Source organism: Endozoicomonas sp. 2B-B (assembly GCF_053470045.1).
The window spans coordinates 1395827-1407381 of record NZ_JBLZMU010000001.1; the positions used below are offsets into that span (position 1 = coordinate 1395827).

Consider the following 11555-nt stretch of genomic DNA (forward strand, 5'->3'; position numbering starts at 1 on the left):
GGGTGAAACTTCATTGAAACGCTTTACTGGTCGTTACTTTTTCTCTTTACCTGATGGATGATCGGGGTCATTGTCCTGGTCCATATCAACAGGCTTGCGTTTTCGATGTTTTATTTTGTGATTCGACAGGACGCCAGCATTCTTGCAGATCTTCCCGCATGGTCCCGGCCGACCATCCTTGCCGACGACGGTCACGTCACAGGTTTGATGCCCGCTGTGGATTCTCGATTTGTGAGATGACAAAGAATTGAAATTCTTGAAGATGATCCCACATAGCCTTGGTTGGCCATTTTTCCCGACTACTTTTGCATCACAGCTTTGTTGCCCGCTGTGGGCAATTCTTTTGTGAACCGCAAGGGCATGAGGATTCTTGCAGACTATCCCGCATGGCCGCTGTTGGCCATCTTCTGAGACCGCCGTCAAGCCACAGGCTTGCTGCCCGCCGTGGTAATTGTTTTTGTGATTGTAGAAGGCCTTTACATTCTTGCAGGTCTTCCCGCATGGTCGCTGTTGGCCGTCTTTCCCGGTCACTATTGCGTGACAGATTTGTTGCCCGGTGTGGTCTCTTTTTTTGTGATTCGCCAGAGCATTTGCATTTTTTAAGACCACCCCGCATGGCTGTGACTGGCCGTCTTCCCTGACCAGGGTCAGGCCGCAAGTTTGTTGCCCACTGTGGACTCTATTTTTGTGATCCAACAGGCTTCCAGTATTTTTGCAGATCTTCCCACATGGCTGTTTCTGCCCCTTCTTACTGATTACAGTCAAGTTACAAATTCTTTGCTCGGTGTGGTATCTGTGCTTGTGAGATGACAGCGATTTAGCATTCTTGAAGACTGATCCACAAGGCCTCTGCTTGCCATCCTCCCCGACCACGTTCACGTTGCAGGTTTTTTGCCCGGTGTTGATTTTGCTTTTGTTATCGGCCCCTTCTACGCCTGTCCAGGAAAGATGAGGTTGGCTCTGAACCGAATGAGATGATTCAGTGGTGTTTTGTTGTGTTTCTGAAGCTCCTTTCAGGGGGGAGAACTTGATAAATGTAGGGGGAAAAATGTTTTCTTCGAGAAAACGATCTGGTCCAAATGGACTGTCAATGACCGAAAATTCATTAGTGATGGAAGACCAATTTCTGGATATTGACATTTCATGGTTGAGTGACCCGGCGGGGAATGTGCTAAAAGCAGCCACAGTACCCATTGAGTCTATGGATACCTCGTCGAAGGAGGCTCCTTCCAGGGCGCCTTCGTCTGAGGTGAACTCGTCTAAGACGACCCCGTCTGAGGCGACCCCGTCTGAGGCGACCCCGTCTGAGGTGACCCCGTCTAAAGAGTTAATGCTATTGGCCAGATGACCATTAATGTCATGCGGCTGTGGCTCAAATAATTGGTCACTATAAAATGGCGGGTAAATGTCAGAAAAATCATTCCATAGTTTGAACAGTGATTTTTGTTCGGAATGTGTAGCTTTTACAGAATCAGAATGGCCTATGCAACTGAGGTAGTGTCTATTCTCCAAATGAGTAAACAGTCTTTGTCCGGGTATTGCTTCTGGTTCAGCGGCTTGTTTTTCTGTCATTGCATCCGAAGTCTTTATCGGGGCAGAGGTCTCCCCAAAGTGTAATTCAGCTCGCTCCTTGCTATTGGATGATTGTTGGAGTTTACATACGCCACGACAGGGATGAACAAAACAATTTAAACCCAAGGTATGCAGGTTTTGTTCCGGACTTTTGTTACCGTCGCCAGAGTTAGAGTACTGGAGACTGTTTAAATCGCCTGTAGACTGGTGGCTGGCTTGTGAAGCTGGCTGTTCCGATGATTCTGATAGCTGATATTGTTGTTGATTATCTCTGGAGCCAAACGTCATAGTGATGGCTGAAAACGGTTGGTACCTCTGTGTCAACATACATGTCGCCTCCTGTTGTTCAAACGGGTTAAGCAGCGGTGAGTCCCGGTTCCAATAGCTTTTTAAAAGCCAATCGATAGCGACAACCACTTCTGCAGGTAGCCATGAATAAGAGATGGAGTCTGAAGGTGTGTTTTTGTTAGTCAGGATCAGCTGATAACCGACCAGAAGATGACTGGCGTGAAGACATTGCCATGAAATCGACTCAATGATGGCCTTTTTTACTCCATAATCACCAGGTCTTTGTCGTTTTTCATCAGGCAGAGAATCTGATTCTGTATAGCCATTTGTGTGGGCAATGTCTGAGGGACTTCCCGGCAATGTTTGACGGTCAAGCTTTATAGAAAAGTTCCGTAGTGGAGAACCTTTATTTTGTTCAAACCTGATAATAAACGGTTCTGTCCATGGATCTGCCTGACAGACAACAAAACACGACAGTATCATCAACAGAGGTATTGCAAACAGTGAGTGTTTAATAATTCCATCCCTGCATTCTGGTCTAAAGAGTGGAAGGATAGATCAAGAAAATAGGTGTGCTTTTTTGTCAGGGAACTACCGTAAAAAAACCTGGACCAAAGATGGCACCGGGTAAAACCATTATGAAATGGCGGGTAGCAGATCAATCGCCCTGATCTACATCAACAGGTTTGCGTTTTCGATGTTCTCTTTTATGGTCCGATAGAGCGCTGGCACTCCAGCAGACTTTTCCGCATGGCTGCTTCAATCCATTCAACCCGACCACGGTAAAGTCACAGATTTTTTGTCCGGTGTGGTCTCTTCTCTTGTGATCCTTCAGTGCTTGAGCATTCTTGCAGACTTTTCCGCATTGTCGTTGCTGACCATTCTCTCCGAGCAGAGTCAGCTCACAGTTTTGTTGTCCGGTGTGGTCTCTTCTCTTGTGATCCATCAGGACTTGAGTATTCTTGCAGATCTTCCCGCATTGTCGTTGCTGACCATCCTCTCCGACTAATAACACGACACAGGTTTTTTGCCCGCTGTGCACTCTGCTTTTGTGAACCGTCAGGGCTCGGGCATTCTTGCATACCGCCCCGCATGGCCGCTGCTGACCATCCTCCTCAACCAGGGGCACGTAACAGGTCTGTTGCCCGGTGTGGTGTCTTATTTTGTGATCCGACAGGGTTTTAACATTTTTACAGGCTATACCACATGGCTGTTGCTGACCATCCTCCCCGACCACGGTTACCTCACAGGTTTTTTGCCCGGTGTGAACCCTTCTTTTGTGGTCCGTCATAGCGAGAGCATTCTTGCAGGCTTTCCCGCATGGCCGCTGCTGACCATCCTCACCGACCACTGTCAAGATACAGGTTTGTTGCTCTGTGTGGCTTCTTTTTTTGTGATCATACAGGGCTTGAGCATTGTTGAAGGCCTTCCCGCATGGATGCGGCTGACCGTCATCTCCGACCAATGTCATGACACAGATTCGTTGCCCGCAGGGGTCTCTTCTTTTGTGATTCGACAGGGTTTGTTGGCAATGTCTAGTTTCTTCGGAGGGAAGACAATCCGAAGGTGAAATTCCTGTCAATCCAAGCGTTCCCGTTTTTGAGGTTCTTTGGTTTGATGTCGTGAATATAGCTACTGCTGTTGGGGGTGACTGGGAAAGATGAGGTGTGCTCTGATCCCATTGGGATGATTCTGTTGTTGTCTGGTTTGTTTCTGAAGTCTCCATCGGGGGGAAAGAGCGGGTAAGCATACAGGAAATCCCGGTCGCTCCGGGAAGGCTCCGACTTTGCAGTTTGAGTAGCCCGTTGATTATAACCACGTCATTAACGTTGACAAACATTTGCCCGGGCCTAGTCACATCATCATTGAGTGATCCTGTTTGGTCTGTCGAACTGCCTTCAGAGTTCAGCGGCCATTCGGCGGGCTCGCTGCTAAAGGATGATGACAGGAATATGCAAACACCATGACATGGATAGGCGAAACAATTTAAACCCAAAGTATGTTGATGTTGTTGAGAGCCTCCGTTACTGCCACCAGAGCCATAATACAGAGGGCTAATGAAAGAGCCTGTAGGGTGATTAATTGCTTGTTGGGCTGGCTGGCCAGATGATTTTGATGGCGGGTATCGTTGTTGGTTATGTCCAGGGCCAGGCATCATAAGGGTGATCACAAACGGGGGATTTTGACTCATCTTTTTTTGTTCAATGAGGTTAAACAGTCGTAAATCGGAGTTCCAATAGCTTTTTAAAAGCCAGCAGACAGCAACAACCATTTTTACAGGTAGCCATGAATAAGGGGTTGAGCGAAGAGAAGCGTCGTTGGTGGTCAGGATCAGACCATAAGCAATCGGCAGGTCACTGGCGTAAAGCCATTGCCAGGAAGCCGACTCAATGATCGTGGCTTTTGCCTGATAACCCGCTCCGTAGCGTTCGTAATCAGGCGGCGGATCCGGTTCTGTAAAACGTCCTGTCCATGGTCTTGCCTGACAAACGACAGACAGCGACAGTAGCAGAAAAAGCGATGCCGAAAAGAGTGAGTGTTTAATAATTCTATCCCTGCGTTCAGGTCTACAGATAGGAAGGATAGATCAAGAAAATAAGCACGTTTTTCCGTCAAAGGCCTCCTCTTGAAAAGCTTCTGACAGGACTGGAGTCAGATCGTTACTTGTTCACTTTAGTTTCTTGACGACTCAAGTCATTGTCCGGTTTAACATCAACAGGCTTGCGTTTTCTATGTGCTCTTTTGTGTTCATTCAGGGCACCAGCATTCTTGCAGGCTTTTCCGCATGGTTGCAGCTGTCCATCCTCTGCGACTATTTTCACTTCACAGGTTTTTTTCCCGCTGTGGGTTCTGAGTTTATGGATCGACAAGGCTTGAGCATTGTTGCAGATCTTCCCGCATGGCTGCGGCTGACCATCTTTCCCGACCACGGGTAAGTCACAGGTTTTCGGCCCGCTGTGGGCGAATCTTTTGTGATCATAATAGCTTTTGGCGTTTTTGCAGATGACCCCGCAGGGTTTTGGCGAACCATCTTCACGGATCACTGTCATGACACAGGTTTTTTGCTTGCTGTGGTCTTTTATTTTGTGATCTGTCAGCCCTCGAGCGCTCATTAAGACCCTTCCACATGGCCGCAACTGGCCATCCTCCCCGGTGACTGTCACGTAACAGGTTTTTTGCCCGGAGTGGTCTCTGCTTTTGTGAGATGACAGGGCTTTAGTATTCTTGCTGACTTTCCCGCATGGCCTTGGCTGGCCGTCTTCCCCGATGACTGTCACACCACAGGTTTGTTGTCCGCTGTGGTCTTTTCTTTTGTGTTTCGACAGGGCTTGATTATCTTTGCAGACCTTCCCGCATGGCCAATGTTGGCCATCCTCCCCGATCACGTTTACTTTGCAGGTTGATTGTCTGGTACGGTTGTTGCTTTTTTGATCCAACAGGCTTGTTAATGTTGCTGTCTGGTAAAGATGAGGTTGGCGCTGATCCAAAAGGGATGATTCAGTGGTTGTCTGCTGTGTTTCTGAATGGCCCATTGTAAGGAAAACCTCGTGCTGTTCGAGAAGGCACTCTGCAGAGGGTGAACCATTGATGACTAAAAAATCATTATCCGTGGAAGGCAAATTCCCGGATATTTGCACGTCATCGTTCAGTGACACACTGGCGTCAGTTGTATAGTTAACCCCGTCTGAGGCAGCCCACTCTGAGAGACTGAAGCTATTGAATAGTTTGTCATCCATGTTCTGAGTCTGTAGCTGAGATGATTGCCCGTAGCCCAGGATTTCAGTGTCAAAGAGATCATTCAATGTTTCGAAAATCGGCTCAACTTGAGAATCTGTAGCGCTCACAGAATTAAAATGACCTATGCAACTATGGCAGTGTCTATTCAACAAATCAGATAAAAAGCTTTGTTGGAGCATATCTCCTGTTTGGCCAATTGAAATCTCCGTAAAATTCAGCGGCGATTCAGCGAACTCTGTGCTGTCGAATGAGGGTCGGTGCTGACAAACGCCATGACAGAAATTGAAGTAACAATTTAAATCTAAAGTATGTTGATGTTGTTCGGGGTCTTCGTCACCGCCACCAGAGCCAGAGTAAAGAGTGCCACTGATAGAGCCTGCAGAGTGGGTAGATATCAGTGGGGCTTGCTGGCCATAGGATTCTGATGATTGATATTGTTGGTGCTGCTGCTGTTGCTGCTGTTGGTTATCCCCGGAGCTGAACGTAATTGTGATGGCAGTATACGGGGGATTCCCCCGTGTCAACATAGACGTTGACTGCCGTGCGATCGGGTTAAACAGCGGTAAATCCGGGTTCCAATAGCTTTGTAAAAGCCAACCGACACTGGCAACGGCTTCTACAGGTAACCATGAACAGGGGGGGGCGATTAGAGGGGCATCTCTGCTGCCCAGGGTCAGTTCGTAAGCGATCAGCAGATTCGTGGCGTAAAGAAACTGCCAGGAAATCGACACAAAGAGGGCCGTGTTTATCCTGTAAACGTCAGGTCTGTATCGTTTGTTATCCGGTGGTGAATCTGATTCGGCATAGTCGTGTGTTTGGTCACTGTCTGACAAGTTGACCGATAATGTGTGTCGATCAGGTGTCATGGAAAAGTCGTAACTTGGAGAGCCTGAGCTTTGTTGAAACTCCACAATATAAGGTTCTGACAATGGTCCGGTCTGGCCAGTGTCAGGCAATGAAAGTGGCAGCAACAGAAGTAACGTAAAGAGTGAGTGTTCAATAATTTTATCCCTGCTTTCTGGCTTACAGAGAGGAAGGATAGATCAAGAAAATAAGGGTGTTTTTCTGTTAAAGGCCTTTTGTTAAAAACCAAAGTTTGACCAGGTAAACGTCATAAAGCGGCTCTGTCGTTACTTATTCATTTTACTTTCTCGAAGTCTGAGGCGTTTCCCCTTGTCTGCATCAACAGGCTAGTACTTTCGATGTATTCTTTTGTGATTCGTCAGGGCTTCAGCATTCTTGCAGGTCTTTCCGCATGGTTGCAGCTGGCCATCCTCTGTGATCACTGTTTCGTCACAGATTTGCTGTCCGGTATGATCCCTTCTTTTGTGTTCTGAGAGGGCTTGAGCACTCTTGCAGATTTTCCCGCATAGGTGCAGCTGGCCATTTTCCCTGATCACGGTTACCTGACAGATTTTCTGCCCGGTGTGGTCTCTTCTTTTGTGATCCGTCAGGCTTCTTTGACTCTTGCAGACTCTTCCGCATGGCTGCCGCTGGCCGTCCTTCCCGACCGTGGTCGCGTCACAGGTTTTTTGCCCGGAGTGATCTCTTCTTTTGTGATCCAAAAGGACTCTAATAGTCTTAAAGGCCTTGCCGCATGGCTGCTGCTGATCTTCCTTTCCGACCACTGTCACATCACAAATTTGTTGCCTTTCGCGCTCTCTGTTTTTGTGATTCCTCAGGATTCTGACATTCTTGAAGGTCTTCTTGCGTGGACGCAGCTGGCCATTCTCCCCGATCATGGTCATTTCAAAGTTTTTTTGCCTTCCATGGGTTTTGTATTTGTGAGTCGCCAGAATTGCAGCATTCTTGCAGACTTTCCTGCATGGACCCGGCTGGCCATTCTCACCGACCACGGTCGCATCACAGATTTTTTGCCCACTGTGGATTTTACTTTTGTGAGACCAGAGAGATGGGGCATTCTTGCAGAGTTTCCCGCACGGCTGTGGTCGGCCATCCTTTCCGACCACAGTCACCTCACAGGTTATTTCACCGGAGAGGGCTCTTTTTTTATGATACGTCAGGGATTGAACTTTGTTGTAAACTCTTCTGTTAGGTCGCAGTTGGTCAACCACCCCAGCCAGTGTCAGGTTGCAGGTTGGTCGCCCGGCAGGATCGTTTGCACAGGCTGCCTCAGCGCTTATTGAGTCTATGGTCAATCCTCCCAGAGGGCTGCCATCAATATCATATGGCTGAAATAGTTCATCAGAATCGCACAGGAGCTGAATATCATCAGGGAAATTATTCAATATTTCTGTAAGCTGGTTTTGTTCGCGAAGTATAGCTTCTGAAGAATCAGACTCAATCATGCAATGAAAACAGTATCCTTGAGTCAAATGTGGGCATAAGCCTTGTTCGGGTGATGCTTCTGTTTGAGAGATTTGCATTCCTGTTATTGTCTCTGGAATCTGTATTGGCATGAAGGGCCGCTCACAGTGTAACTCAGCGGTCCCGGTATTATCGGGTGACAGTCGGAATTGACAAATTCCATTACAGGGATAAACAAAACAATTTAAACCTAAAGTGTGCAAATGTTGTTGAGGGCCTTCGCCACCGCCGCCAGAGCCAGGTTGCAGAGGGCTAATGACAGAGCCTTCAGAGTGCCTGGTGGCTTCCGGGGCATGCTGCTCCGATGATTTTGATGGCTGGTAGGGTTGTTGGTGATGCTCGGAGCCAAAAATCATTTTCATGATCGCAAACGGTTGACTCCTCTGTGCCAACATAGATGTCACCTGTTGTTCAATCGGATTAAACAGCGGTGAATCGGGGTTCCAACTGCTTTTCAAAAGCCAATTGACAATCACAATGGCGTCCAGAGATAGCCACAAATGAGACATGGTGCATGCGGGAGAGTACTTGGAGATCAGGATCAGTTGGTATGCAATCAGCAGATTCGTGGCATAGCGCAATTGCCACGAAATCGACTCAATAATGGTTGTTTTCACCTCGTAATCATACGTTCTCTGTGACGGGTTCCCCGACGGTGTATTCAGGTCTCGCCTCATAGAAAAGTTCTGGTTTGGATAACCTGTGCTTTGTTGAAGCTCAACTATAAAACGACTTGTCAACGGTTTGGCCTGACAGACGACAGACAATGAAAGCAATAGCAGGGTCAGATAGAGAGAGTGTTTAATGATTCTATCCTTACTTTCTCGTATACAGATAGGAAAGTAGGTCAAAAGAATGACAGGGTAGGGATAAGATGGAGATATTTACTTGTCCCCATCATCAGGCTTGCGTTTTCGATGTACTCTTTTGTGATAAGACAGGGCCATAGCATTCTTACAGACCTTTCCACATGGACTCGGCTGACCATCCTCCCCGTGTACTGCTATTTTGCAGGTTTGTTCTCCGGAATGTTCTTTCATTCGGTGATTCGACAGGCCTTTAGAATTTTTTAATGTCTTTCCGCATGGTCGCGGCTGGCCATCCTCTCCGACCACTGTCGAGTAACAGATTTTTTGCGTGCCGTGGAATCTGCTTTTGTGCACCGAAAGGTTTTGAATATTATTGAAGGTCCTTCCGCATAGCCGCTGCTGGCCATCCTTGCCAACTATATTTGCGTCACATATCGCCTGCCCACTGTGGGCTGTTCTTTTGTGATTTACAAGGTCTATAGCACTTTTGCAAACCCTCCCGCATGACTGGCGCTGACTCTGTTCGCCAACGACTTCATAGAAACAGACTTTTGGTTTGGTGTGGTCGCTTCTATGGTGATTTCGCAGGGCTTGAGCGTTCTTGCAGACCTTTCCACATGGCCGTTTCTGACCATCTTCTGCGAACACTATTGCACTGCAGGTTTGTTGCCCTGTGTGGTCTCTGTATTTGTGATACCGAAGGGCTTGAGTATTCTTACAGACAAATCCACATGACCGCTGCTGGCCATCCTTTGTGAACACGCCAACCTTACATATTTGTTGCCCGCTATGGTCTTTTTTATTGTGGTATTTCAGGGCTAGAAGATTCTTGCACACCATTTCGCAGGGCCGCAGCTGGCCATCCTGCCCGATAACGGTTTCGTCACAGATTTGTTGATTGCTGTGAACGTTTCTCTTGTGACTCTTCAGGGCTTTACTATTTTTGAAGAATTTTTCGCATGGTCGCTGCTGGCCGTCTTCGTCGGACACTGTAAAGTCACAGTTGTGCTCAGTGCTATGGAATCTGGTTTTGTGATTTGCAAAAGCTTTGGCATTTTTGCAGGGAAACGCACATGGCTGCGGTTGGCCATCCTCACTGATCAGAGTCAGATTACAGATTTTTTCACCGCTGTGCTCTTTTCTTTTGTGATCTGACAGGGCTCTCAAACATTTGAAGACCAACCCGCATGGCCGCTGCTGGCTGTCGTCCCCGATCACCATGACCTGACAGGCTTTTTGCCCTGAGTGGTTTTTGCTTTTGTGATCTGACATAGACTTGGCATTCTTACAAATGGCCCCGCATGTCCGCAGCAGACCATCCACACCGATCACGGTGACATAACAGGTTTGTTGCAGGGTGTGCTCTCTTCTTTTGTGTTCCGAGAGGTCTTCAGCATGCTTGCAGAGCCTCCCGCATGGCCGCCGACGGCCATCCTCCCCAACCACGGTCACGTCACAGGCTTTTTGCCCGGAGTGGTATTTGCTTTTGTGAACTGACAGTGCCTTTTTCCTCTTGGAGATGACTCCACATGTCACCGGCTGGCCATCCTTCCCGGTTATGGTTACGTCACAGATTAGTTGCCTGTCGGCGGGGGGGATATTGGTCGTCACGATAGTTACTGAGTCTGAGGTAAGTTCGTCTGTAAAGTTGTAGCTATTGGCAGGGCTGCTATCAGCGCCATGCATCTGTGACTGATTTGTATCTGGCTTAACCAGTTGACCATAGTCGTTTTGAGGTTCAATGGCAGGGGAATCATTCGCTGTTATGAATAGTGAGCTTTGTAGGGGATTTATAGTATCTAAAGGAGCCAATTGACTGATGCAAATAAAGCAGTATCCATCAGCCAAATGGGGGCATGCACTTTGTCCGGGTGCTACTCTTGCGTATCTTGTCGGGCTTTCTTCGGGGTTGGGCCACCATTCAGCAGGCCCGAGGTTATCAGATGATGATCGAAATTCACAAACACCATGACAGGGAGAGAGAAAACAATTCAAACTCAGAGTATGATGGAGTTGTTGAGGGTCTCCGTTGCCGTCAAAAGAGCCAGAATGCAGGAGTTCAGTTAAATTGCCTGTAGGTTGGGTGGAGGTTTGTGGGGCTCGCTGACCAGATGATTCTGACGGCTGGTATTGTGGAGGGTTATGTCCAGAGCCAAACATAATAGTGATGTTTGCAAACGGGTAGTCGCCCTGTGTCAAAATAACTGCCGCCTGTTGTTCAAACGGGTTAAACAGCTGTGAATAGGGGCTCCAATAGTTTTTTAAAAGCCAGCCGACAACGACAGCTAATTCTAGAGGTAGCCATGAATATAGTTTGGAGCTCAAAGGGGCGGTGGTCAGGATCAGTTTGTAAGCAACTGTTAGATGAGAAACGTAAAGGTACTGCCAAGAAATTAACTCAATGATGGTCGTTTTTACCTCGTAACCACCTGCTACTTGTCGTTTGTCATCAGGCGGCGAATCGGGTCCTGTATAGCCGTTTGTATCAGAAATATATAACGGGTTGTCCGGCAATGTTTGCAGGTCACTTTTAATGGAAAAACTCCAGTTTAGCGAAATTGCATCCTGTTCAAACTCAGCAATATAGCTTCCTGACCATGGTTCGGCCTGACAGACAAAAGAGGACAATATTAGCAGTATTAGCAGTGCTGCAAAGAGTGAGAGTTTAATAATTCTATCCTTGCATTCCAATATACAGAGAGGAAAGATAGATCAAGAATATAAGTATGTTTTTCTGTCGAAGACACTTTGTTAAAAAACACAGTTAAAAACCAGAGGCCGCACCGGACGATATCTTATCGAATGAGCGTAAAACCCCGT

The 11555-nt window shown here is 47.5% G+C and carries 5 protein-coding genes; all 5 read right to left on the reverse strand.

What is annotated here, in order from left to right:
- Positions 1–33 precede the first annotated feature (33 nt).
- Positions 34–2343, reverse strand: a complete 2310-nt coding sequence (locus ACOMHB_RS05825; RefSeq protein ID WP_448215853.1) for a hypothetical protein — start codon at positions 2341–2343, stop codon at positions 34–36.
- Between the two features lie 175 nt (positions 2344–2518).
- Positions 2519–3442: a hypothetical protein gene (locus tag ACOMHB_RS05830; RefSeq protein ID WP_448215854.1), complete on the reverse strand. Its 924-nt coding sequence runs from the start codon at positions 3440–3442 to the stop codon at positions 2519–2521.
- A 1078-nt stretch (positions 3443–4520) separates the two neighbouring features.
- Positions 4521–6569 carry a hypothetical protein gene (locus tag ACOMHB_RS05835; RefSeq protein WP_448215855.1) on the reverse strand — a complete coding sequence of 683 codons (2049 nt, stop codon included), beginning with the start codon at positions 6567–6569 and terminating at the stop codon, positions 4521–4523.
- Between the two features lie 219 nt (positions 6570–6788).
- Positions 6789–8777: a hypothetical protein gene (locus tag ACOMHB_RS05840; protein WP_448215856.1), complete on the reverse strand. Its 1989-nt coding sequence runs from the start codon at positions 8775–8777 to the stop codon at positions 6789–6791.
- Between the two features lie 33 nt (positions 8778–8810).
- A complete protein-coding gene (locus tag ACOMHB_RS05845; protein WP_448215857.1) occupies positions 8811–11363 on the reverse strand; it encodes a hypothetical protein in 2553 nt (850 codons plus the stop codon).
- Between the last annotated feature and the right edge of the window lie 192 nt (positions 11364–11555).